A 23,752-nucleotide genomic window follows, 5' to 3' on the forward strand; every position below is an offset into this window, starting at 1 on the left:
AGCGACGATGAGCAACGTTGAAACCATAAAAGTGGTCCCGGCACGTTATCCGCTGCGCGCTGCTGGCGCCGTGGTGGCGCTGTTTGTGCTGGCGGTCGTGATCCAGTCCGTGGCCTTTAATCCGCGCTGGGAATGGGCGGTATTTGCCCGCTGGTTCTTCGACCCGGTGATCCTCGAAGGCGTCGGCCAGACGCTGCTGCTGACGTTGATAAGCACCGTACTGAGCGTGGTGATTGGCGGCATGCTGGCGCTGGCGCGGCTCTCGTCATCATGGCTGTTGAGCAGCCTGGCGTGGGGGTACATCTGGCTGTTCCGTTCCCTGCCGCTGATCGTGGTGCTGATTATCCTCTATAACTTCTCCTATCTCTACGACACGCTCTCTCTCGGCGTGCCTTTTACCGGCATTACCTGGGGCAGCTTTGAAACCATCAATGTTCTCGGGCAGTTTTCTACCGCCATCGTGGGGCTGACGCTGGTGCAGAGCGCCTATACTGCGGAGATCATTCGCGGGGGGTTCCTTGGGGTCGACCACGGTCAGTATGAGGCGGCCGCTGCGCTAGGTCTGCCGGCATGGCGTCGCACGGTGCGCATAATTCTCCCTCAGGCGCTGCGCACCATCCTGCCGTCCGGGTTTAACGAAATTATCAGCCTCGCCAAAGGGACGGCGATGGTTTACGTGCTGGCGATGCCGGAACTGTTCTACACGATCCAGATGATCTACAACCGCACCCAGGAGGTGATCCCGCTGTTGATGGTGGGGGCCGTCTGGTATCTGGTGATCACCACCGTACTGTCTGCCATCCAGCATGTTATTGAGCGTGGACTCGCCCGCAGCGAGCGCCGCTCCGCCGTTAACCACAACCGGGCGGCCAGTCGCGCGCGCTCCGTCACCACTTCGCCAGCACAGGAGCCTGTTCATGCAAGCCTCTCCTGAAGGACACATTTCCATTACCGGCGTCAGTAAGTTTTTTGGCCGACATAAAGCGCTCGATAACGTCACGCTTGAGATCCCGCCGGGCTCCGTGACGGTGATCCTTGGCCCCTCTGGATCGGGAAAATCGACGCTGCTGCGCACCATTAACCATCTGGAGCGCGTAGACGAAGGCTTTATTCAGATTGACGGGGATTACATCGGCTATCGCCGTCAGGGTGACAAACTCTACGAGCTAAAAGAGAAAGAGATCCTCAAACAGCGCGTCAACGTTGGGTACGTGTTTCAGAACTTCAATCTTTTTCCGCATCTCACGGTGCTGGAAAACCTGATTGAAGCACCCATCGCGCATAAAAAGTTCAGTAAAAAAGAGGCTGTTGAAAACGCCTACAGCCTTCTGGATGTGGTAGGTCTGCGCGATAAAGCCGATGCCTGGTCGCGTCACCTCTCCGGCGGCCAACAGCAGCGTATCGCCATTGCCCGCGCGCTGGCGCTGCGCCCGCGCGTGATGCTGTTTGATGAACCCACCTCGGCGCTGGATCCGGAACTGGTTGGTGAAGTGCTGGACGTGATTAAAAAGCTCGCCCGTTCCGGCACGACGCTGGTGGTGGTCACCCATGAGATCGGCTTTGCCCGGGAAGTGGCGGACCAGGTGGTATTTATGGTCGACGGTAAAATTGTGGAGCAGGGCAGCAGCGACGACGTGTTAAACCGACCGTCGCATCCGCGAACGCGCCAGTTCCTCTCAAAAGTGCTGTAAGGAGCGCAGATGAAATATGGACTCCTGGCGGGGCTGGTCTTCACGACGGCGAGCCACGCCAGCATTGATTTAAAGGCCAACGAACAGCCGCTGCCGGTGACGGTTGATCAACAGGCAGTGGCGAAAATCCCGGCGAACTATAAATTTGTTGAGCCGGGTACCCTCACGGTGGCGATTTCAGCCCTGAATTCTCCGCCGCTGGCGCTGCTGGCCAGTGATAACCGCACCCGTATTGGCAGCGACCCGGATATCGCCCGGTTGCTGGCGGGCAGCCTGGGGCTGAAGCTGAAGCTGGTGCCAACGGCGTGGGAAGACTGGCCGCTGGGGATCACTTCCGGGCGCTATGACGTGGCGTTGGTGAATATCGCCGTCACCGAGCAACGTAAGGCGAAGTTCGATTTTGCGACCTATCGCGTCGATTCCCTCGCCTTCTCGGTGAAATCCACCAGCAACGTACAGTCGATCACCCGTGCGAAAGATCTGGCCGGTAAAAAGGTGATTGTCGGGTCAGGCACCAATCAGGAACGTATTCTGCTGGGCTGGAACGAAGAGAATAAAAAGGTCGGGCGCGAGCCTGCATTGCCGGTTTATCTGACCGACGACGCCTCAGGCAATCTTTATATTCAGTCCGGCAGGGCGGATGTTTTCTTTGGACCGCAGTCCGTTTCGGCCTACAAAGCCGCGTTAACCGGCAAAACCCGCGTCGTGGGATTTGGGCCGAAGAAAGCCTATGTCGCCACCACAACCAAAAAAGGTAATGGGCTGGTGTATGCGTTGCAGGCTGCGCTGGACGGTGCGATTAAGCGCGGGGATTATCAAAAGGTGCTGGCGCGCTGGGGGGAGGCGGGCGAAGCGGTGACGTCTTCTGACGTTAACCCGCCCGGGATAACCTACTAATGGTGCTCTACACTTAGGGTTTTCATCCCTGAGGGGGCAACATGATCAAACTCTATGGCGTACCCGGCTGGGGATCGGCAATCAGTGAAGTGATGCTGACTCTGGCAGACATCCCGTATCAGTTCGTCAACGTGGACGGGTTTGACCAGCCCGGCCCGCAGCGCGAATTGCTGTTGAAACTGAACCCGCTGTGCCAGGTGCCGACGCTGGAGCTGGAAAATGGGGCGATCGTGACGGAAACCGCGGCGATCGCCCTGATGGTGCTCGACAGACGTCCCGACCTCGCGCCGCTCGTAGGGCAGGCCGAGCGCCAGCAGTTTCAGCGCCTGCTCATCTGGTTTGTGGCGAACGTCTATCCCACCTTTACGTATGCAGATTACCCGGAACGCTGGGTGCCTGATGCCCCGGAACAGCTGAAGAAAAATTGCATTGAGTACCGAAAATCGCTCTATCTGTGGTTCGACAGCCAGCTCAGCGCCTCGCCGTTTGCGTTTGGCAAACAGCTGACGCTGCTTGACGTCTATATTGCCGTTGCGCGTACCTGGGGGCCACGTCATGAGTGGTTTGCCACTAGCACGCCTAATATTACCGCCGTCGCGGATGCCGTCTGCGCGCTGCCGGAACTGCACAAGGTGCTAAAAGCTAACGATATAATCTGATAACGTGGAACGCTCACCTATAAAAGGAGCCCTGCCCATGCCACACGTTGATATCAAATGTTTTCCACGCGATCTGACTGACGAACAAAAAACGGCCCTGGCGGCGGATATCGCCGAAGCGATCGCCCGTCATCTGAACAGCAAAGATCGCTCAATCTCCGTGGCGCTTCAGGAGGTTCAGGAAGCTGACTGGAAGGCGCAGGTCTGGGATACCGAGATCGGCCCGAAACTGGATGAACTGATTAAGAAGCCCGGTTATTCGATGTAACTTGCCTGCCGGGTGGTGCAATATCACCCGGCGCTCCTCGCTTTTATTCCCTTTCGCAAAAATCGATAATAAAAACCATAACGATTCCGCTACAATTCATCCTTCCGAACAATATTCGTTGAATCAGCAGGTAAGCACTGCAACTGCACCAGATTAAGTACAAATTAGTAAAAGGATAATTTTTCCATGACAAAATTACCTCAGTTTTCACTCGCCTTTATTCATCCTCGTTACTGGCTCAGCTGGGCAGGCATTGCCGCGCTCTGGTGCACGGTTCAGCTTCCGTACCCGCTGCTGTTGAAAATAGGTCACGGGCTTGGGCGTCTGGCTATGCGCCTGCTTCCACGCCGCGTGGAGATCGCCAGACGAAATCTTGAGCTTTGCTTTCCTGATATGAAAGAGGACGAGTGCGAGCGTTTACTTGAGCGTAATTTTGAATCGGTTGGAATGGGCGTCATCGAAACGGGGATAGCGTGGTTCTGGCCAGACTGGCGCGTACGGAAACACTTCAGCGTAACCGGCTACGAACATATGGAACAGGCGCGGGCGCAAGGAAGGGGAGTGGTGCTCATTGGCATGCATTTTCTCACGCTGGAATTAGGCGCACGCATCTTTGGCATGCTCAACGCGGGTATTGGTGTGTATCGTCCCAACAATAATGCGTTGCTCGACTGGCTGCAAACGCGCGGTCGTCTACGTTCCAATAAAACCATGCTTGACCGCTATGACCTGAAGGGCATGATCCGCGCGCTGAAGCAAAACGAGATCCTGTGGTATGCCCCGGACCACGACTATGGCAAAACGAATAGCGTGTTTGTGCCGTTTTTTGCCGTCCCGGACGCCGCGACAACTGCCGGGAGCTACATGCTGGTGAAAAGTGCCAGACCGGCCGTGATCCCGTTTGTACCGCGCCGAAAAGCAGACGGCACAGGGTATGAGCTGATTATTCTGGAGGATATCAGCGATACCTTGCAGGGAGGCGACAAAGCGTCGGTGGCCACGCAAATGAACAGAGCGATTGAGCGCGCCGTGATGATGGCGCCTGAGCAATATATGTGGCTGCATCGCCGGTTCAAAACCCGCCCTGAAGGCCAGCCGGACCGGTATAAACGCAAAAAACAGATCCCATCTTCTGCAAGAACCTTATCTGCCAGCGATATTTCGGACCGGTCGAGTATCCAGCAGTAGCCCGGCAGGGCGGATGCCGGTGCGCTCCGCCCTTTATAAATCCTGCCGCGCTGGATAGAATTACCGCATCCACATTGACGGGATGCCCAACATGACCGGAAGAGTCGATTATCATCTGGAAAAATACCTCCTCACCGAAGCCGGTGAGCCGGAACGTCTGACGCGCCAGTGGGCGGAGGTGATGCGCGAGTGTCATGACCAGAAATCCGGGGCAGAAGAGCGGCTGCGTCTTGCGCTGCTGAATGTGGATTACGTGACCAGCTTTGAGCTTCCCTTCCGGTTACTTCTTACCCGCGCACCGCAGCTGATTGATGGCATCAGAAATGAGTTTCAGCTCAGTCAAAAAAATGTCCTGTTCAACGGCAAGCGGTTTGGCTGCGTCTACAGCCTTAAACAGGATTTGAACGGCATTCCCGATGAATTTACCTACCACCTGAAGACCCGTATTCAGCGAATCGATGCGTCCGGCGGTTCGGAAGTGCCTTACCGGCAAATCGCTCAGCAGGTGAAAGCCCCCCGCGAGCGCCTCCAGCTGGCGCTGGAACAGGGGCTTGCGGTCACCGCGCTTGACGGGCTTTTCTGGTTTGGCCTCCAGCGCATAGCCGCCGACGTGCAGCGGTTAAGGAAGACCGGGATGAGAATAGTGACGTCCGATACGGAGGTGTTCGACACCCTTACCGGAACAACACGGCGGATTCCGGTTTATCGTCTTGAGGACGCTGCCGCTACTTAGCCTGGAGCAGGATCGCCAGCAGCCCAGGAAAACGGGCGTCCAGATCTTCTCTTCTCAGTGAGATCATATTCTCGCGCCCCTGCGGGCGCTGCCAGATCACACCGCTGTCGCGCAGCACGCGCCAGTGGTGAGTCATAGTGGATTTCACCACCTCTTCCGGGCGCAGTGCGTTACAGCTCAGTTCGCTGCCGTCGGCCAGCCTGCGGATAATCGCTAATCGCAGCGGGTTGCCGAGGGCGAACAGCACATTTTCCAACACTATTTGTTCAGGTTCCGGGTGGTTTGGGATCATCGTTTTCCTGCGTCTCGCGTGAGATTGAGCTATATCAACAATAGGTCAACCGTTAAAAAATAGTTCGATAATACTCGTACAATAGGACTATTATAACAAACGAACGAATACGCGACCATCCCGGTCGTCACAAACCAGTCATGAAGACTTAAGGAAATATCATGCCCCGACCCATTCCACTCGAACGTTATCGCAACATCGGTATCTCCGCGCATATCGATGCGGGCAAAACAACCACCACTGAGCGCATCCTGTTTTACACCGGGATGAGCCACAAGCTGGGTGAAGTACACGATGGCGCGGCAACCACCGACTGGATGGCGCAGGAGCAGGAGCGCGGGATCACCATTACGTCGGCGGCGGTAAGCTGTTTCTGGCCCGGTATGGACAGAGGCTTTGAACCGCACCGCATCAATATTATCGACACCCCCGGGCACGTGGATTTCACCATTGAGGTGGAACGTTCCATGCGTGTGCTCGACGGCGCGGTAATGGTCTATGACTCCGTCGGTGGCGTGCAGCCGCAGTCGGAAACCGTCTGGCGTCAGGCGAATAAATATCACGTCCCGCGCCTGGCATTCGTCAACAAAATGGACCGCCCGGGTGCGGATTTCTTCCGCGTGGTGCGGATGATGCAGGAGCGGCTGAAAGCCAACCCGGTCCCGATTGTGATCCCCGTGGGGGCAGAAGAACACTTCACCGGCGTGGTGGATCTCATCAGGATGCGCACCATTCTGTGGGATGATGCGACGCAGGGCATGGCGTTTAGCTATGCGCCAGTGCCTGACGATCTGCTGAGCACCGCCCAGGCGTGGCGAGAAAAAATGGTTTCGGCTGCGGCAGAAGCCAGCGATGAGCTTATGGATAAGTACCTTGAGACGGGCGAACTGGATGAAGCGGAAATCATCAAAGGGCTGCGGATCGGGACTATCTCCGGCGAAATACAGCCCATGCTGTGCGGCAGCGCCTTCAAGAACAAGGGCGTGCAGCGCATGCTCGACGCGGTGATTGAATTGATGCCGTCTCCACTGGACGTGCCCGCTATTGATGGGGTAGACGAAGACGGACAGCACGCCGAGCGCCACCCAAGCGATGATGAACCGTTCTCGGCGCTGGCCTTCAAGCTGATGAGCGATCCGTACGTCGGCCAGCTGACCTTTATCCGCGTCTATTCCGGCATACTGCGTAAAGGCGACGCGGTGTACAACCCGGTGAAGGGTAAGAAAGAACGTATCGGGCGCATCGTGCTGATGCATGCCAACGATCGCCATGAGGTGGACGAGCTGCGCGCAGGGGATATCGCGGCCTGTGTCGGGCTGAAAGACGTCACCACCGGTGACACGCTGACCGACCCGAATGCGGTGATCACCCTTGAACGGATGGAGTTCCCGGACCCGGTTATTTCGCTGGCGATTGAGCCGAAAACCAAGGCCGATCAGGAGAAAATGGGGATCGCCCTACAGCGCCTGGCGGCGGAGGATCCGTCGTTTCGCCTGCACACGGACGAAGAGTCCGGACAGACCATTATCTCCGGGATGGGCGAGTTGCATCTGGAGATCATCGTTGACCGCATGAAGCGCGAGTTTGGCGTTGAGGCGAACATTGGTCGTCCGCAGGTCACCTACCGTGAAACCCTGCGTAAAGCGGTGAAGGATATTGAAGGTAAATTTGTCCGACAGTCCGGCGGGAAAGGGCAGTACGGTCATGTGGTCCTGAGCCTTGAGCCGTTAGCCGCCGGGAGTGGTTTTGTGTTTGAAGATGCCACCAAAGGCGGGGTGGTGCCGCGGGAGTACATCCCGTCGGTGGAAAAAGGCTTGCGAGAAGCCATGAATACGGGAGTGCTGGCGGGCTATCCGGTGGTGGATGTGAAAGCGACCCTGACGTTTGGTTCCTACCATGACGTTGACTCCTCGGAAATGGCCTTCCGCATGGCGGCGATCCTCGGCTTCAAAGAGGGCGCACGGCGGGCGGATCCGGTTATTCTTGAGCCGGTCATGCACGTTGAGGTGGAAACGCCGGAAGAGTACGCCGGGAACATTATGGGCGATCTCTCCTCCCGTCGCGGCCTGGTGCAGGGGATGGCAGAGCAGTACGGCAGCCAGATTATTCGCGCTGACGTCCCGCTGGCTGAGATGTTTGGCTACGCCACCACGCTGCGCTCGATGTCCCAGGGTCGCGCGACGTATACGATGGAGTTCCATCATTTTGCGGAAGCTCCGCGGAATGTGGCGGATGAGATTATTGCGAAGCGTGTGAAGAGTTAATTAATTGCACATGGTAGTCATTTGGCTACCATGTGCCTTTATTATTACGACAGGGAGTTTATGCCTGTTACTTAATTAGCGTCGCCGATCGCACTTTCCATTTTCCTTGCTCTTCAACGAGACAATCTGCAATAACATGATTTTGCTTCTTACCAAATGCGACATAGACGTTTGTGCAAACGGCGTCAAAATCAGAATGTAAGACGGTTATCTGATTCCAGTCATCATCCCAGTCCTGCGCTTTGATAAACATATCCGCATCGGGCATATCTTTGTCGTTACTGTCGCCAGAGTACATTTCTTTAATTGCTGCAATGGTCCCTGAGGCTACGTACTCGTTCATAATGTCTGGATTGAGTACGGGTGGTTTGTTCTGATCTAACTGCGCTATATACCATTGATTGAATTTAAGCGCCGCCTGACCCGGTGCATAAATGTTTTCTGCGGCCGCGAGCGGAGACAGGGCGAAAAGTAAAAAGTAGAGTGGTTTCATTAATCATGCCTGAACAGTTCGTAATGAGGTTGTATGTTGCGGTAAGCCTGCCCAGGATACATGGTGCGTTGCACAAAATCGCTGATCCACTGTTGACCATCGTATATACAAACGTGACCGCTATCATGACCAACTATATTTTGGATAACTGCGACGTCACCAGCATGGGGTTGATCATATACCAGGTGAAAGCCTGCATTGACTAATGTGCGCCCCATATCTTTTGCCAGACGCGTGTTGGGGATTTTTAATCGACCACCCGCTCTGATCGCTTCTGTTACGTAACGAGCACAATAACCCGTGCTGCTGGGTTGCGCGTGTGATTTCGCATATGATATTGCGCCATCTTTGTTCCATGACATGGATATTTCCTTTACGAAAGATTGTTTATGCGACAGCTTCTGAAATATCCTCCGTTTAACATCGTCGTGATAAACATAAAATGCCATAGAAATTTTATATAATTCAGATGGGTATAATTAAAAAATCATTCCAGCGCCTTCACCATTTTCCCGCTCGCGACAAACGTACCCGCACCCAGATGATGCAGCGTATTCAGCTTATCCCCGTCAAACTGCCAGCGTCCGGCGACAAATGCGCGTTCATCCGCCGCGGCGGAAACCACTTCGCCAAACAGAGTGTCATATTTCTCGGCCGCAGAGGTTACAGGTAATAACCGGCACTCCATCCACGCCAGACATTTCTCTTCTATAACCGGCAGGCCAAGCTCAGGGCCATAAATAACCGGGATCCCGTAGCAGTTAAATTTATCCTCGTCGCGCCCGCTGACGCTGCCGACCGCCCAGGTCCAGTTGGCTGCCGCCACGCCGGGGATCACAATGCCGAATTTCCCGCTGCGTTCGATCAACTCCCGTGACCACGCGCTTTTGTCTACCACAATCGCGATACGTGGGGGCTCAAATTCCACCGGCATAGACCATGCGGCGGCCATGACGTTGCGACGATCGATGGTCTCATCCCGGCTGGTGATGAGCACGGTTGGACCGTGATTCAGAAGACGGCTGGCATGGCGTAATTCAACAGGGCGAAAGTGGTTCATAGGATCTCCTCATGTACACGATGAGTATGACGAAAAAGCACTTTTGCGCATATGCATAAGGGAAAATAGTTTATAAACAGGGGATATCACATCCTGGAGCAAATCATGTCCCCATTTCTGAGTGCTTATTTCGCCCGCACGGGCTGGCAGCAGCCCGTACAGGTTGATATCGATACCCTGCGGGGGCTGCATTTACACCATAACTGCGCGATCCCTTTCGAAAATATTGATGTCGTTTTGCCGCGTGAAATCCATCTGGACGACGGGTGTCTGGTGGATAAACTGGTCACCGCACGTCGGGGGGGGTATTGCTTCGAGCAAAACGGCCTGTTTGAGCGGGTGTTGCGCGAAGTCGGTTTTACGGTGCGCAGCGTGCTGGGGCGGGTTGTGCTGGCTAATCCGTCGCAGATGCCGCCACGTACGCACCGGTTGCTGCTGGTTGAGCTGAACGGCGAGCGCTGGATCGCCGATGTGGGATTTGGCGGACAAACGCTGACGGCGCCGATTCGTTTGATCGCCAACGAGGAACAGGAAACCCCACACGGGCGTTATCGTTTGCTGAGCGAGGGTAACGACTGGGTACTGCAATTCCGCCATCACGAGCACTGGCAGTCGATGTACCACTTCGACCTGGCGACCCAGTACTTCAACGATTACGTGATGGGAAACTTCTGGTCGGCGCACTGGCCGCAGTCCCATTTCCGTCATCACCTGCTGATGTGTCGCCACCTGCCGGACGGGGGCAAGCTGACGCTGACCAACTTTAATTTTACCCACTGGCAGAACGGGCATGTGGAGGAGCAGATCCATTTGCCGGATGCGGAGGCGCTGTATAAGCTGATGCAGGCGCGGTTTGGCCTGGGCGTTGATGACCCGAAGCACGGCTTTACCCTGGCCGAGCTGACGGCCGTGATGGCGGGGTTTGATACGCATCCACAGGCAGGGAAATAGCCCGGTGGCGGCTACGCCTTACCGGGCCTACAGCGGCTTGAAACGTAGGTCGGGTAAGGCGAAGCCGCCACCCGACAAAATCAACGGCGCGATCTCACTACCTGATAGCGACGGGTGAAGTACTCAAACGGCGCGCTCCACACGTGCACCAGACGGGTGAACGGGAAGATAAGGAAGATCGTCATCCCCAGCACCAGATGCACGCGGAAGATCGGTGCGACGCCGCTCAGCATTTCTGACGAGCCTCCCTTAAACGTCACGATCCCCTGCGCCCAGCCGACCAGCTTCATCATTTCGCTTCCGTCAGGATACTGGGCGGAGAAAGGAATGGTCGACAGCCCAAGGATGCACTGAAGCAGCAGGATACTCATGATGATAATATCCGGCGTGGTGGATGTGGCACGCACCCGCTGGTTGAACAAGCGGCGGATCAGCAGCATCGACCCGCCAACCAGCGTCAGCACCCCGCAAATACCCCCCGCAATCATGGCTAACTGCTGTTTAACCGCGATGGGTAAAAACCAGGCGTACATCCAGTGCGGGGTTAACATGCCGAACAGGTGCCCGAAGAAGATCCCCAGAATGCCGATATGAAACAGGTTAGAGCCCCAGTTCATCCCGCGCTTGCTGAGCATCTGGCTTGACGAGGCGCGCCAGGTGTACTGCCCGTAGTCGTAGCGCAACCAGCTACCGAGGAAAAAGACGGTGGCGCAGATGTACGGATAAATGTCATAGAAAAACACGTTCAGGTAATGTGTCATTTTGGGCCTCCGGCGCTGACGTCCACGTACTGCGGCGCGACGTCCTGGCTAAAGCGTCGTTGATATTGCTGCATCGGCGAGCTGTCGCACGATGTGGCGTTGTCTTCAATAAACTTCACCTGTTCCTCTTCCCACACGGCGTCCAGCGCCTGACGGGTATCATCCCGTTTTTCACCGGACACCTGTTTCGCCACGCTGTCGCTGGAAAGGCGCGTTCCGGCCAGCGTCAGCAGGGCGTCAAATAGCTGGTAATGCGCTACCTCACGCTGTTTCAGGCGGCCACCAATCAGCGCCAGGATCGGCGCGACGTTTTGCAGCCCTTCACGCGCCTCGTCATCGCTGATGATACTGAGATATTCCAGATAGAGCGGCAGATAGTCCGGCAGCTCGCGGCAGTCAAGCTGAAGGCCGGCTTTCTCATACTGGCTCATCAAATCGACCATCGCCTGACCGCGATCGCGGGACTCGGCGTGAACGTGTTCGAACAGCAGTAGCGAGGTTGCGCGCCCGCGTTCAAACACTTCGCACCATTCGGCCTGCTTATCCAGCAGCGGGGCGCTCAGGTGCTGCTGCGCAAACGGCAGCAGCATGGGCGCGTCCTGTTCCACCAGGGAAAGCGCTTCGTCACGGTTTTCCCACAGCAGCTCATCGGGATACTCAATGAGCAGCGCGATGATTTTGAGGATTTGCATTACTCTCCCTCCCCGTGATCGCGCACTTCGGTGATGTTGATCGCGTCGATGCGGCTGCTGTTGAAGAGGTTGAATTTGGTGTCGGAACCGTGGCAGCCGTCGCCAAAGGTGAAGCCGCAGCCGTTTTTCTCCGGGAAGGCGTCGCGCGCCATTTCGCGGTGGCTGGTCGGGATCACGAAGCGGTCTTCGTAGTTGGCAATCGCCAGGTAGCGATACATCTCTTCTACTTGTTCTTCCGTCAGGCCGACCTCTTCGATGGCGCGGGTGTCGGTCACGCCTTCCACGGTCTGGGAACGCTTGTAGTGGCGCATCGCCATCATGCGCTTCAGGGCACGCAGCATCGGACCGGTATCGCCCGCGCTGAGCATGTTTGCCAGGTACTGCACCGGAATGCGCAGGCTTTCGACAGCAGGCAGCACGCCGTCGCTCTGCGGCAAACCACCCGCGTCCGCGTAGGACTGAATCGGTGACAGCGGCGGCACATACCAGACCATCGGCAGGGTGCGGTATTCCGGATGCAGCGGCAGGGCAAGCTTCCAGTCCATCGCCATTTTGTAAACCGGGGAACGCTGTGCCGCGTCGATGACGTTCTGCGGAATACCCTGTTTCAGCGCTTCCTCAATCACCGCCGGATCGTTCGGGTTAAGGAACACGTCGCACTGGCGCTCGTACAGATCGGTTTCATGCTCGGTGCTCGCTGCCTCCTCGATACGGTCCGCGTCATACAGCAGCACGCCAAGGTAGCGGATGCGCCCGACGCAGGTTTCCGAACAGACGGTCGGCTGACCGGACTCAATGCGCGGGTAGCAGAAGATGCACTTCTCTGACTTGCCGCTCTTCCAGTTGAAGTAGATTTTCTTGTACGGGCAGCCGCTGATGCACAGACGCCAGCCGCGGCATTTGTCCTGGTCAATCAGCACAATGCCGTCCTCTTCGCGCTTGTAAATCGCACCGCTCGGGCAGGTGGCAACGCAACTGGGGTTCAGACAGTGCTCGCACAGGCGCGGCAGGTACATCATGAAGGTGTTTTCAAACTGGCCGTACATCTCCTTCTGGATCTTCTGGAAATTGCGGTCGCGGGCGCGTTTTTCGAACTCGCCGCCCAGCAGCTCTTCCCAGTTGGGCCCCCATTCGATTTTATCCATTCGCTTGCCGTCAATCAGCGAGCGCGGGCGGGCGGTAGGGAGGTGATCGCCCTCTGGCGCGCGGTGCAGATCCTGGTAATCGAAGGTGAAGGGTTCATAGTAATCGTCAATCTGCGGCAGGACGGGGTTAGCGAAAATCTTCGACAGCACGCCCATTTTGCCGCCGAGGCGCGGGGTCAGCTTGCCGTGAATACCGCGGATCCAGCCGCCTTGCCACTCATCCTGATCTTCCCAGTTTTTAGGATAGCCGATACCCGGTTTGGTTTCGACGTTATTAAACCACGCGTACTCCATCCCTTCGCGCCCGGTCCAGACGTTCTTACAGGTGACCGAGCAGGTGTGGCAGCCAATGCATTTATCGAGATTCAGAACCATGCCAACCTGTGAGCGTATTTTCATTTTTTCGCCTCCTGTACCTGATCCCGACCTTCGCCGTCCAGCCAGTTAATGTTTTTCATTTTACGGATCATGATGAACTCGTCGCGGTTCGAGCCGACGGTGCCGTAATAGTTGAAGCTGTACGCCAGCTGCGCGTAGCCGCCGATCATGTGGGTCGGTTTCGGGCAGACGCGGGTGACCGAGTTGTGGATCCCGCCGCGCCGTCCGGTTACTTCTGACCCCGGAATGTTCAGGATGCGCTCCTGAGCGTGGTACATCATGGTCATGCCCGGCGGCACGCGCTGGCTGACCACCGCGCGGGCGGTGAGGGCGCCGTTGGCGTTAAAGGCTTCGATCCAGTCGTTGTCCTCAATGCCCAGCTCGCGCGCGTCGGTTTCGCTGATCCAGACGATTGGCCCCCCGCGCGACAGGGTTTGCATCAGCAGGTTTTCGCTGTAGGTGGAGTGAATGCCCCATTTCTGGTGCGGCGTCAGGAAGTTAAGCGCTTTTTCCGGGAATCCGTTCGGCGGGATTTCGCGCATATGGGTAACGCTGCGGGTGTCAATCGGTGGACGATAGGCCACCAGACTCTCCCCGAAGGCGCGCATCCAGGCATGATCCTGATACAGCTGCTGGCGGCCCGAAATCGTGCGCCACGGGATCAGCTCGTGAACGTTGGTATAGCCTGCGTTATAGGAGACGTGCTCGCTCTCAAGGCCGGACCACGTCGGGCTGGAGATGATTTTGCGCGGCTGCGCCTGAATATCGCGGAAGCGGATTTTCTCATCTTCTTTGTTCAGCGCCAGATGAGTGTGATCGCGTCCGGTCAGTTCGCCGAGGGCTTCCCAGGCTTTGACCGCGACCTGACCGTTGGTTTCCGGCGCAAGGGCGAGGATCACCTCTGAAGCGTCAATGGCGGTCTCGATGCGCGGACGACCTTTCGCCGGGCCGTCGAGCTTGACGTAGTTGAGCTTGCCGAGGAAATCGACCTCGTTCTGGGTGTTCCACGATATGCCTTTTCCGCCGTTACCGAGCTTGTCCAGCAGCGGCCCAAGGGCCGTAAAGCGCTCGTAGGTTTCCGGGTAGTTACGCTCGACCACGGCGATGTTCGGTGCCGTTTTGCCGGGGATCAGATCGCATTCGCCTTTGCGCCAGTCCAGAATATCAAAAGGCTGCGACAGCTCCCCCGGGGAGTCATGCTGAAGCGGCTGTAGCACCACGTCAGTTTCGGTGCCGAGATGTCCGACGCACACTTCAGAGAAGACTTTGGCGATGCCCTTGTAAATCTCCCAGTCGCTGCGGGACTCCCACGCCGGGTCAACGGCTGCGGAAAGCGGGTGAATAAACGGATGCATGTCCGAGGTATTCATATCGTCTTTTTCATACCAGGTGGCGGTGGGCAGGACGATATCCGAGAACAGGCAGGTGCTGGACATACGGAAATCGAGCGTCACCAGCAGATCCAGCTTGCCCTCAATGGCGGCGGTTTGCCATTCCACCTCTTCAGGTTTCACGTCGTCCGTTGAGCCTAAATCCTCACCCTGAATACCGCTTTCGGTGCCAAGCAGATATTTCAGCATGTACTCATGGCCTTTCCCGGACGAGCCGAGCAGGTTCGAGCGCCAGACGAACAGATTGCGCGGGTGGTTCTTGCCGTTGTCGGGCTGTTCACAGGCGAAGCGAATATCACCTGATTTTAACGCCTGCACGGTATAGTCCTGCGGCGACATCCCGGCGGCGTCGGCGCGGGCTTTCACGTGCAGCGGATTAAGGTTGAGCTGAGGGGCCGACGGCAGCCAGCCCATGCGCTCGGCGCGCACGTTGAAATCGATCAGGTGTCCGGTAAACTTCGATGCGTCTGCAAGGGGAGAAAGCAGTTCCTGTGCGGTGAGCTTCTCATAGCGCCACTGGCTGGCGTGGTTGTAGAAGTACGATGTGCTGTTCATCTGGCGCGGCGGACGGTTCCAGTCCAGCGCGAAGGCCAGCGGCAGCCAGCCGGTTTGCGGGCGCAGCTTTTCCTGGCCGACATAGTGCGACCAGCCGCCGCCGCTCTGCCCGACGCAGCCGCAGAAGACCAGCATGTTGATCATCCCGCGGTAGTTCATGTCCATGTGGTACCAGTGGTTCACACCGGCCCCGAGGATGATCATCGAACGACCGTGAGTTTTGTGCGCCGTGTCGGCAAATTCACGGGCGATTTTTTCTATCAGATAAGCGGGGACGCCGGTAATTTGTTCGCCCCAGGCCGGGGTATAGGCTTTTATCTCGGCGTAGTTTGTCGCCGCGTTACTGTCTTCCAGACCGCGATCGAGGCCGTAGTTTGCGAGCACCAGATCGTACACGCTAACCACGCGTCTCTGGCTGCCGTCGGCCAGCGTCAGAGTTTTACTCGGTACGCGGCGCGTCAGCACCGGCTCCTGCTTCACGCTGCGGAAATGCGGATTCTCGTTGCCCCCGAAGTAAGGGAAGGCCACGTCTGCCACGCTGTCGTGGGTGATGAGCAGGGAAAGCGTCAGCTCGGTTTCCTGTCCCGCAGCCAGCGACTCCAGGTTCCATTTGCCTTTTTCACCCCAGCGGAAGCCGATGGAACCATTCGGCGCCACCAGATTTCCGGCCACGTCAAAGGCGATGGTTTTCCACTCCGGATTATTGGTTTCACCCAGCCCGTCGGCCAGATCCGACGCGCGCAGCATGCGGCCCGGCACCACGCGACCGTCAGCCTGTTCATCCAGCAGGACCAGCATCGGCATGTCGGTGTAGCGGCGGCAATAGTTAAGGAAGTAATCACTCGGATTATCAAGGTGGAACTCTTTAAGGATCACATGGCCCATCGCCATGGCAAGGGCGCTGTCGGTACCCTGTTTGGGGGCCAGCCACTGGTCGCTGAGCTTCGCCACCTCCGAGAAGTCCGGCGTAATGGCGACGGTCTTGGTGCCCTTGTAACGCACTTCGGTAAAGAAGTGGGCGTCCGGGGTGCGCGTCTGCGGCACGTTCGAGCCCCAGGCAATGATATAGCTGGAGTTGTACCAGTCCGCCGATTCCGGCACGTCGGTCTGTTCGCCCCAGGTCATCGGCGACGCCGGAGGCAGATCGCAATACCAGTCATAGAAGCTCAGGCAGGTGCCGCCGAGCAGGGAGAGATAGCGCGTACCGGCGGCATAAGAGACCATCGACATCGCCGGAATTGGGGAAAAACCGGCTACCCGATCCGGGCCGTAGTTTTTGATGGTCCAGACGTTGGCGGCAGCAATCAGCTGGTTAAGCTCTTTCCAGTTTGAGCGGATAAAACCGCCTTTTCCGCGCGCTTTCCTGTAGCTCTGCGCTTTCTGCGGATCGTTCTGAATGGCATCCCAGGCCAGCACCGGATCGGTATGCTGCGCCAGCGCCTCGCGCCAGAGTTCGATCAGCCTGCGGCGTACCAGCGGGTACTTGAGACGGTTGGCGCTGTAGAGATACCAGGAGTAGCTTGCGCCACGCGGGCAGCCGCGAGGTTCGTGGTTAGGCAGGTCAGGGCGGGTGCGCGGGTAGTCGGTCTGCTGGGTTTCCCAGGTTACCAGGCCATTTTTGACATAAATTTTCCAGCTACAGGAGCCGGTGCAGTTAACGCCGTGGGTGGATCGCACAATTTTGTCGAACTGCCAGCGCTGACGGTAGCTGTCCTCCCAGTCGCGGTTGGTGTGGTACACCTGCCCGTGCCCATCGGCGAAACTGTCGCCTTTTGTTTTGAAGTAACGGAAGCGGTCCAACAGTTTGCTCATGACATTTCTCCTGCTTCGATAGCATGGCCGGAGGGTGAGACATCACGCTCCGGCGAAGAGGTAGTTATTATTTTTGTGAGGATTTGCGGCCGTACACCAGCCAGGTGACGAGCACGCAGACGATGTAAAACACGAGGAAGACTTTCATGGCGCCCACCGGGGAACCGGTCATCGCCAGGGATGTGCCAAAGGCTTTGGGAATAAAGAACCCGCCTACCGCACCGATGGCAGAGATAAAGCCCAGCGCGGCAGCCGTTTCGGTCACCGCTTCATGCTGTGCCTGTTCGTCGCTCCCGCCCTGTTTTTTCACGCGGTCGAGGGTGATTTGGCGAAAGATAATCGCGATCATCTGGAAGGTCGAGCCGCTGCCCAGGCCTGCGGTGAGGAACAGGCCCATAAAGACCAGATAGAAGGCGATAAAACTGCCTGAACCAGACCCGGGGAGCGTCAGGAAAATCAGGGCGCTAAAGATGGCCATAAAGACGAAGTTGATCAGCGTCACCCGTACGCCGCCCAGCCTGTCTGAAATCATTCCGCCAGCCGAACGCGCCAGAGCGCCGATCAGCGGGCCAAAGAAGGCGAGGTGGAGGATATTTACGTCCGGAAACTGGGTTTTCGACAGCATAGCAAAGCCTGCCGAGAAACCGATAAACGAGCCGAAGGTTGCCAGATAAAGCAGGCTCAGCAGCCAGAGGTGAAAGCGCTTAAGCACCGGAAGCTGGCTGGCAATGGACGCTTTCGAGCTGGCGATGTCGTTCATGCCAAAAAACGCCGCAAGGGTAGCAAGAATCAGCAGCGGGGCCCAGATCCACGCCGCGTTCGCCAGCCACATCGTCGAGCCATCCTCCTGGGGGACGCCGTGAACGCCGAGGAAGGTAAACATCGGCAGAAAAATCACCAGCGGCGCAACCAGCTGCATCACGCTCACGCCCAGGTTACCCAGCCCGCCGTTAATGCCCAGCGCGCTGCCCTGTCTGGCTTTCGGGAAGAAGAAGCTGATGTTTCCCATGCTGGAAGCGAAGTTGGCGCCGGCAAAACCGCACAGCAGTGCGATGATGATAAAGACCCAGTAAGGCGTGGCGGTATTCTGGATGGCGATCCCAAGCCAGACACAGGGTACGACCAGGATAACGGTACTTAACACGGTCCAATAACGTCCGCCAAATATCGGCACCATAAAAGAGTAGGGGACACGCAATATCGCGCCGGAAAGAGAAGGTAATGCCGTTAGCATAAAAAGCTGATCGGTGCTGAAATTAAATCCGACCTTATTAAGATTTACCGCAATAGCGCTAAACAACATCCATACACAAAACGCGAGAAGCAAACACGCCACGGAAATCCACAGGTTTCTACGTGCGATATGTTTCCCTTTATTCTCCCAAAATTGCGCGTTTTCCGGTTTCCAGTTACTCAACAGATGCTGATTACTCTTCTCGCTTTGATGTGACATATCACCCTCTTGCTTACCCAAATGGAGAGAAAAAAGAAGTGAAAACAGAAAGATACCTTTCGGCAGTTTGTAGAAATTTTTGGATGTTATGGGATACATCTGAAAGGATAGATAAAAAAGCGAATCCCTGAGTTTGGAATGGGAATCAGGGTTCGCTTTATGTGTTACTAATTGTAACTATTTGCGGAAATTAATACCCCGATGGGAGTATTAATACAATTCGAGGGAAATAAGCTTATCCAGATGCTTATTAAATGCCGCGTCGTCCATTTCAGGCATATTTAATACGTATATGCCATCCAGGCCACATACCAGACCAATTAAACGCCAGGCGATATTTTCCGGCTGGTCAGCAAGCGTAAAGGCGTTGGCCTCCGCCCCAGCGCGGATAATCGCGACCGTTTCCTGGTGCCACATCTCCATAGTCAAAACGTAGGCGCCTTTGATATCGCTATCCCGGCTGGCGAGAATTTGTGCCTCCCGCCACAGTCGAATGTAGGGCTCAAACCCGCCGTCATCGCTGCCGAGCATGGCATGCAGGCGCTCGCGCCAGCCGGCGTTTTCGCCAACGATTTCAGCATCCAGCAAATCGCGGATCAGCCGGACAAACGCCAGCGACTTAAGCTCGCCCGCCGACGCAAAGTGGTGATGCACCTGCCCGGTGGCGACGCCCGCTTCGGTGGCGATGCGGCGCACGGTCATCGCAGCGAATCCTTCGGTCAGCGCCACGCGCATCGCGGCCTGGAGGATCTCTTCCCGCCGCTCGTCCTTGCTCAGATAACGCATAATTTCTCACTCTCAATGGCAACGAAACGAGTGTAACAAAGAGCTGGACAAGTGTTCAACTTTACGTAGGATCGCATTCTGGACATGTGTCCAGTTTTTAACTGAAAAGGAAATTTATGTTTCGTCAGTGGTTAGCGTTAGTGATTATCGTGCTGGTGTATATCCCGGTGGCGATTGACGCGACGGTGCTGCACGTGGCGGCGCCAACATTGAGCATGACGCTGGGTGCCAGCGGCAACGAATTGCTGTGGATTATTGATATTTACTCGCTGGTGATGGCGGGAATGGTGCTGCCGATGGGCGCGCTGGGCGATCGCATAGGTTTTAAGCGCCTGCTGATGATCGGCAGCGTGCTGTTTGGCCTGTCATCGTTAGCGGCGGCTTTTGCGCCGTCCGCGGGCTGGCTGATTGCCGCCCGCGCGTCGCTGGCGATTGGCGCGGCGATGATCATTCCGGCTACGCTTGCAGGGATCCGCACCCTGTTTATTGACGTGCGGCACCGTAATATCGCCCTCGGCGTCTGGGCTGCCGTTGGGTCGGGCGGCGCGGCGTTTGGCCCGCTGATTGGCGGCATGCTGCTGGAGCACTTTTACTGGGGGTCGGTGTTCCTGATTAACGTGCCGATCGTGCTGATCGTGGTTTCGCTTGCTGCGCGCCTGGTGCCTGCTCAGCAGGGGCGGCCCGAGCAGCCGCTCAATATCAGCCATGCCATTATGCTGATTGTGGCGATTTTACTGCTGGTCTATAGCGCCAAAATCGCCCTGAAAGGGGTGCTGTCGCCGTGGATGGTGGCCTGTACGCTGCTTACCGGGGCGGTGATGCTGTTTATCTTCGTCCGTATCCAGCTGCGCGCGCGCGTGCCGATGATCGACATGCGTCTGTTTTGCCATCGCATTATTTTAAGCGGCGTGGTCATGGCGATGACCGCCATGATTGCGCTGGTGGGCTTTGAACTGCTGATGGCGCAGGAGTTGCAGTTCGTGCATGGTTTTACGCCGTTTGAAGCAGGGATATTCATGCTGCCGGTGATGGTGGCGAGCGGATTTAGCGGGCCGATCGCGGGTGTGCTGGTCGGGCGTCTGGGGCTGCGCATTGTCGCGGCCGGAGGCATGGGGCTTAGCGCGGTCAGTTTTATCGGCCTGTCGACGCTCGATTTCAGCACCCAACAGTGGCAGGCGTGGAGCCTGATGGTGCTGCTGGGCTTCAGTGCCGCCAGCGCACTGCTGGCATCGACGTCAGCGATCATGGCTGCCGCGCCGAAAGAGAAAGCGGCCGCCGCAGGCGCGATCGAAACCATGTCCTACGAGCTGGGTGCTGGTCTGGGGATCGCCATTTTCGGTCTGCTGTTAACCCGCAGCTTTTCGGCGTCTATTGTACTGCCGCAAGGGCTGAGCGCGTCGCTGACAGATAAAGCCTCGTCGTCCATCGGTGAAGCGATGAAGGTGGCGCAGGAGCTGTCGCCGTCTCTGGCCGAGCCGGTGATGAAGGCGGCGAAAACCGCGTTCATCACCTCGCACAGCGTGGCCCTGGGCAGTGCGGGAGGCATGCTGCTGATTCTGGCGGTCGGGATCTGGTTTAGTCTGGCGAAGGTCGGAGGGCAGCAGTAATAAAAAAGGCCAGCCGCGAGGGCTGGCCTTTTGAACTAACAGATCTTAGAACTGGTAGGTCAGACCTACAGCTACGATGTTGTCGGTAGCCACTTTGGCATCTTTGGTGAACTGGCTGTCATCCACGAGGTTGATTTTGTAATCAACATAGGTGGACATGTTTTTGTTGAAGTAGTAGCTCGCGCCAACGTCAACGTATTCAACCAGGTCCTGGTCGCCATAAGAACCGATGTCTTTACCTTTGGATTTCAGGTAAGCGATGGACGGACGCAGACCGAAGTCGAACTGGTACTGAGCCACAACTTCGAAGTTCTGCGCTTTGTTGGCAACGTGACCGTTACCGAACGCCGTCATGTTGCGGGTTTCAGAGTAGGTGGTTGCCAGGTAGATGTTGTTCGCATCGTACTTCAGGCCAGCAGCCCAGACTTCTGCGTTTTCGCCACCGGCGTTCAGGTTGCTTGCAGCACGAACCTGACGGTCGGTACGGTCAGATTTCGCGTAGGTCGCACCCACACCGAAGCCGTCGAATTCATAGGTAGAAGACAGACCCCAGCCGTCACCGTTGGATTCGGTGATATCGTCACGGTCGTTTTTACCCTGGTACTGAGCAGCCACGTTCAGGCCGTCAACCAGACCAAAGAAGTCGGTGTTACGGTAGGTTGCAACGCCAGTGGTACGGCCGGTCATGAAGCCGTCAGTCTGCGTCCAGGTATCGCCACCGAACTCTGGCAGAACGTCAGTCCATGCGCCGATGTCATAAGCCACACCGTAGTTACGACCGTAGTCGAAGGAACCGAATTCATCGAATTTCAGACCAGCGTACGCCAGACGGGTTTTGTTGCCGTCGGAACCTTGAGCTTCAGAGCGATTGCCCTTGAACTCATATTCCCACTGACCGTATCCGGTCAGCTGATCGTTGATCTGAGTTTCACCTTTGAAGCCCAGACGAACATACGTTTTGTCGCCGTCGCTACCAGCATCATCAGAAAAATAGTGCAGACCAGTAACTTTGCCGTACAGATCCAGTTTGTTACCGTCTTTGTTAAAAACTTCAGCCGCGTTAACAACGCCAGCTGCCAACATGGAAGTCACTGCCACTGCAACTAATTTAAGTTTCATCTTAAATAATCCTTATAATTTTATTTAGGTATTTCCTAAGCCACCTGAGCGATTTTTAAACGAGGCCTATCGTCAATGGCAGACTATTTTTAAAATTCCGTAGACTGCTTTCAATAATAAGTTTCAAAATATTAAAGATAATTTCAATTAGTGTGATCCTGATCGGATAAATTGCCCTTAAATCGGCCAATCAGGTTAATATATAGACATAAAGTGATTATTAACTAATCAAGATCATATGGCTGTGAATAGTTGTCGGACGTTTTAGTTTTTTGGTGGGATTAAAAGGGTTTGGCAGGGAATGTCAAAGCATGTGGCAGGATAAACTTTTTTAAAACAGTTGATTATAGATTTCTCGGGAAACCAGAACCTGTTTTTTAAGAGAAATATTCAGAAATAAACTATTGCACTTTGTGCTATATAGCGCGGGAAATTTGGCGCTGAATTAATTACCTGCGTTGTCAGTTTATGTCAATTTCCACAACAACTCTGGCTTTCTGACAGCACTCTATACAGAAATTTAATTACTCTCTAATGTTACGAATTATATTCGAGGGTGTGATCACATATTAAAATATTGTTAATATTTTGCCGGGCATATTCGGTACCCGGCAAAAATAAAAATGCTATTTGCGGGTGGCATACCAGCACAGTAACGATCCGGCGCACACCATCAATGCCCCTTGCCAGAATGAGAGTGAAAGCGGAGAACTCAACAGAATAGCCGCCAGTGCGGCGGAAAGAACTGGCGTGAAATAAGAGACAGCCGCAAGCACCGTGACGTTACCGTGAAGAATACCGATATTCCAGGCGGCGTAGCCAAAGCCAAGCGCAACCCCACACATCAATAGCTTCACCACAACCGGGACGCTGAACACCATTTCGGGCTGATCGCTGACGGCATATTTGACCCACAGACTCAGAGCGGTCAGCAGGACGAAAAGGGTAATGCCATTTTGCCCTTTGGCATACTTGCTGGTGACGGTGCAGTAGGCGGCCCAGATAAAAGCGCCAGCAAACGCCAGCCCATAACTTAGCGGACTGGAAACGACGTTCTGCATGATGTCATTCAGTTGCAGACCGTTTTCGCCACCTAAAACCCAGCACACACCCAACAGCGAGATGAGAAGCCCAGGGATCACCCACAGGGTGGTTTTTTGCCCGTTGAACAAAATCGCGAACGCAATCGTCAGGCTTGGCCACAGATAATTGACCATACCGACTTCAATCGCCTGTGAGCGCGTCGCGGCATACCCCAGCGACAGGGCCAGGCACATCTCATAGCTGACAAACAGGATGCTGCCCGCAATGAGATAGCGCGTGGAAAAACGCCGAAGATCGGGAAAACCCACCGTCACCAGACACAACAGCCCGCTGACGGTGTAAATCATCGCCGCGCCGCCCACCGGGCCCAGTCCTTCACTGACGCTGCGGATGAGACCCACCATGGTGCTCCACAACAATATGGCCGCCAGGCCTGTCAGCGTTGCTCTTTTTCTGTCCATTACCCTGCCAGTCTTCTAAAAATCAAAGGGAAAACTTATAGCATCTATTTGC

Annotated in this window: 22 protein-coding genes; 10 read left to right on the forward strand and 12 right to left on the reverse strand. The window is 56.0% G+C overall.

Features of this window, described 5'->3' with window-relative positions; all coding sequences use genetic code 11:
* The first annotated feature begins 7 nt into the window (after positions 1 to 7).
* The 7 genes from ACOTWU_RS11790 to ACOTWU_RS11820 all read left to right on the forward strand — a co-directional run bounded on the left by ACOTWU_RS11790 (position 8) and on the right by ACOTWU_RS11820 (position 5,436).
* Positions 8 to 934: an amino acid ABC transporter permease gene (locus ACOTWU_RS11790; RefSeq protein ID WP_040117689.1), complete on the forward strand. Its 927-nt coding sequence runs from the start codon at positions 8 to 10 to the stop codon at positions 932 to 934.
* Positions 918 to 1,691, forward strand: a complete 774-nt coding sequence (locus ACOTWU_RS11795) for an amino acid ABC transporter ATP-binding protein (protein ID WP_017693375.1) — start codon at positions 918 to 920, stop codon at positions 1,689 to 1,691. Before ACOTWU_RS11790 ends, ACOTWU_RS11795 begins: the two co-directional genes overlap by 17 nt.
* Positions 1,692 to 1,700: 9 nt before the next feature.
* Positions 1,701 to 2,588: a transporter substrate-binding domain-containing protein gene (locus tag ACOTWU_RS11800; RefSeq protein ID WP_064489343.1), complete on the forward strand. Its 888-nt coding sequence runs from the start codon at positions 1,701 to 1,703 to the stop codon at positions 2,586 to 2,588.
* Between the two features lie 41 nt (positions 2,589 to 2,629).
* Positions 2,630 to 3,247: a glutathione S-transferase family protein gene (locus ACOTWU_RS11805; RefSeq protein ID WP_064489344.1), complete on the forward strand. Its 618-nt coding sequence runs from the start codon at positions 2,630 to 2,632 to the stop codon at positions 3,245 to 3,247.
* A 37-nt stretch (positions 3,248 to 3,284) separates the two neighbouring features.
* A complete protein-coding gene (gene pptA, locus ACOTWU_RS11810; RefSeq protein WP_003857012.1) occupies positions 3,285 to 3,515 on the forward strand; it encodes a tautomerase PptA in 231 nt (76 codons plus the stop codon).
* Positions 3,516 to 3,701: 186 nt separating this feature from the next.
* Entirely contained in the window at positions 3,702 to 4,703 is a 1,002-nt protein-coding gene (locus tag ACOTWU_RS11815) for a Kdo(2)-lipid IV(A) acyltransferase (RefSeq protein ID WP_064489345.1), read from the forward strand.
* Between the two features lie 91 nt (positions 4,704 to 4,794).
* Positions 4,795 to 5,436, forward strand: coding sequence for a hypothetical protein (locus ACOTWU_RS11820; protein WP_023296669.1), 642 nt, complete (start codon positions 4,795 to 4,797; stop codon positions 5,434 to 5,436).
* Here the strand turns inward: ACOTWU_RS11820 and ACOTWU_RS11825 are convergent.
* Positions 5,429 to 5,728: an ArsR/SmtB family transcription factor gene (locus ACOTWU_RS11825; RefSeq protein ID WP_000612740.1), complete on the reverse strand. Its 300-nt coding sequence runs from the start codon at positions 5,726 to 5,728 to the stop codon at positions 5,429 to 5,431. The genes ACOTWU_RS11820 and ACOTWU_RS11825 overlap by 8 nt on opposite strands.
* 161 nt (positions 5,729 to 5,889) lie before the next feature.
* Here ACOTWU_RS11825 and fusA point away from each other — a divergent pair, with 161 nt between their 5' ends.
* Positions 5,890 to 7,992 (forward strand): elongation factor G, encoded by a 2,103-nt coding sequence (gene fusA / locus ACOTWU_RS11830; protein WP_252049279.1) that lies wholly within the window; start codon positions 5,890 to 5,892, stop codon positions 7,990 to 7,992.
* A gap of 67 nt (positions 7,993 to 8,059) precedes the next feature.
* Here the strand turns inward: fusA and ACOTWU_RS11835 are convergent, their stop codons facing one another.
* From ACOTWU_RS11835 to ACOTWU_RS11845, 3 genes are all read right to left on the reverse strand, one after another.
* Entirely contained in the window at positions 8,060 to 8,485 is a 426-nt protein-coding gene (locus tag ACOTWU_RS11835; RefSeq protein ID WP_040117684.1) for a DUF3828 domain-containing protein, read from the reverse strand.
* Entirely contained in the window at positions 8,485 to 8,847 is a 363-nt protein-coding gene (locus ACOTWU_RS11840; RefSeq protein ID WP_038416106.1) for a hypothetical protein, read from the reverse strand. The genes ACOTWU_RS11835 and ACOTWU_RS11840 overlap by 1 nt, the downstream gene beginning before the upstream one ends.
* A gap of 125 nt (positions 8,848 to 8,972) precedes the next feature.
* The gene (locus tag ACOTWU_RS11845; RefSeq protein WP_039270701.1) at positions 8,973 to 9,545 is read right to left on the reverse strand and encodes a flavin reductase family protein; all 573 of its coding nucleotides are present in this window, start codon (positions 9,543 to 9,545) and stop codon (positions 8,973 to 8,975) included.
* Between the two features lie 105 nt (positions 9,546 to 9,650).
* On the opposite strand from ACOTWU_RS11845, the gene nhoA reads away from it, so the two are divergent.
* A complete protein-coding gene (gene nhoA, locus ACOTWU_RS11850; RefSeq protein WP_017382294.1) occupies positions 9,651 to 10,496 on the forward strand; it encodes an N-hydroxyarylamine O-acetyltransferase in 846 nt (281 codons plus the stop codon).
* A gap of 80 nt (positions 10,497 to 10,576) precedes the next feature.
* Here nhoA and narI read toward each other — a convergent pair whose 3' ends face one another.
* The 6 genes from narI to ACOTWU_RS11880 all read right to left on the reverse strand — a co-directional run bounded on the left by narI (position 10,577) and on the right by ACOTWU_RS11880 (position 19,469).
* Positions 10,577 to 11,257, reverse strand: a complete 681-nt coding sequence (gene narI, locus ACOTWU_RS11855; protein ID WP_047365083.1) for a respiratory nitrate reductase subunit gamma — start codon at positions 11,255 to 11,257, stop codon at positions 10,577 to 10,579.
* Positions 11,254 to 11,949 (reverse strand): nitrate reductase molybdenum cofactor assembly chaperone, encoded by a 696-nt coding sequence (gene narW / locus ACOTWU_RS11860; protein WP_126498553.1) that lies wholly within the window; start codon positions 11,947 to 11,949, stop codon positions 11,254 to 11,256. Before narW ends, narI begins: the two co-directional genes overlap by 4 nt.
* The gene (gene narH, locus ACOTWU_RS11865; RefSeq protein WP_220719538.1) at positions 11,949 to 13,493 is read right to left on the reverse strand and encodes a nitrate reductase subunit beta; all 1,545 of its coding nucleotides are present in this window, start codon (positions 13,491 to 13,493) and stop codon (positions 11,949 to 11,951) included. Before narH ends, narW begins: the two co-directional genes overlap by 1 nt.
* On the reverse strand, positions 13,490 to 17,230 hold the full coding sequence (locus ACOTWU_RS11870) for a nitrate reductase subunit alpha (protein ID WP_110292936.1): 3,741 nt from the start codon (positions 17,228 to 17,230) through the stop codon (positions 13,490 to 13,492). Before ACOTWU_RS11870 ends, narH begins: the two co-directional genes overlap by 4 nt.
* Before the next feature lie 67 nt (positions 17,231 to 17,297).
* Positions 17,298 to 18,683, reverse strand: coding sequence for a NarK family nitrate/nitrite MFS transporter (locus ACOTWU_RS11875; protein ID WP_003857034.1), 1,386 nt, complete (start codon positions 18,681 to 18,683; stop codon positions 17,298 to 17,300).
* A 210-nt stretch (positions 18,684 to 18,893) separates the two neighbouring features.
* Positions 18,894 to 19,469 (reverse strand): TetR family transcriptional regulator, encoded by a 576-nt coding sequence (locus ACOTWU_RS11880; protein ID WP_045338669.1) that lies wholly within the window; start codon positions 19,467 to 19,469, stop codon positions 18,894 to 18,896.
* 116 nt (positions 19,470 to 19,585) lie between these two features.
* Here ACOTWU_RS11880 and ACOTWU_RS11885 point away from each other — a divergent pair, with 116 nt between their 5' ends.
* Positions 19,586 to 21,076 (forward strand): MFS transporter, encoded by a 1,491-nt coding sequence (locus ACOTWU_RS11885; protein WP_045911762.1) that lies wholly within the window; start codon positions 19,586 to 19,588, stop codon positions 21,074 to 21,076.
* A 45-nt stretch (positions 21,077 to 21,121) separates the two neighbouring features.
* On the opposite strand, the gene ompC is transcribed toward ACOTWU_RS11885, so the two are convergent.
* Both ompC and yddG read right to left on the reverse strand, forming a co-directional pair.
* Complete coding sequence (ompC, locus tag ACOTWU_RS11890; RefSeq protein WP_017382300.1) at positions 21,122 to 22,195, reverse strand: porin OmpC; 1,074 nt, start codon at positions 22,193 to 22,195, stop codon at positions 21,122 to 21,124.
* A 626-nt stretch (positions 22,196 to 22,821) separates the two neighbouring features.
* Complete coding sequence (gene yddG / locus ACOTWU_RS11895) at positions 22,822 to 23,700, reverse strand: aromatic amino acid DMT transporter YddG (RefSeq protein WP_032102980.1); 879 nt, start codon at positions 23,698 to 23,700, stop codon at positions 22,822 to 22,824.
* Between the last annotated feature and the right edge of the window lie 52 nt (positions 23,701 to 23,752).

Source organism: Enterobacter cloacae complex sp. GYL001, assembly GCF_049237125.1.
In the GTDB taxonomy this organism is placed as follows: Bacteria; Pseudomonadota; Gammaproteobacteria; order Enterobacterales; family Enterobacteriaceae; genus Enterobacter; species Enterobacter hormaechei_C.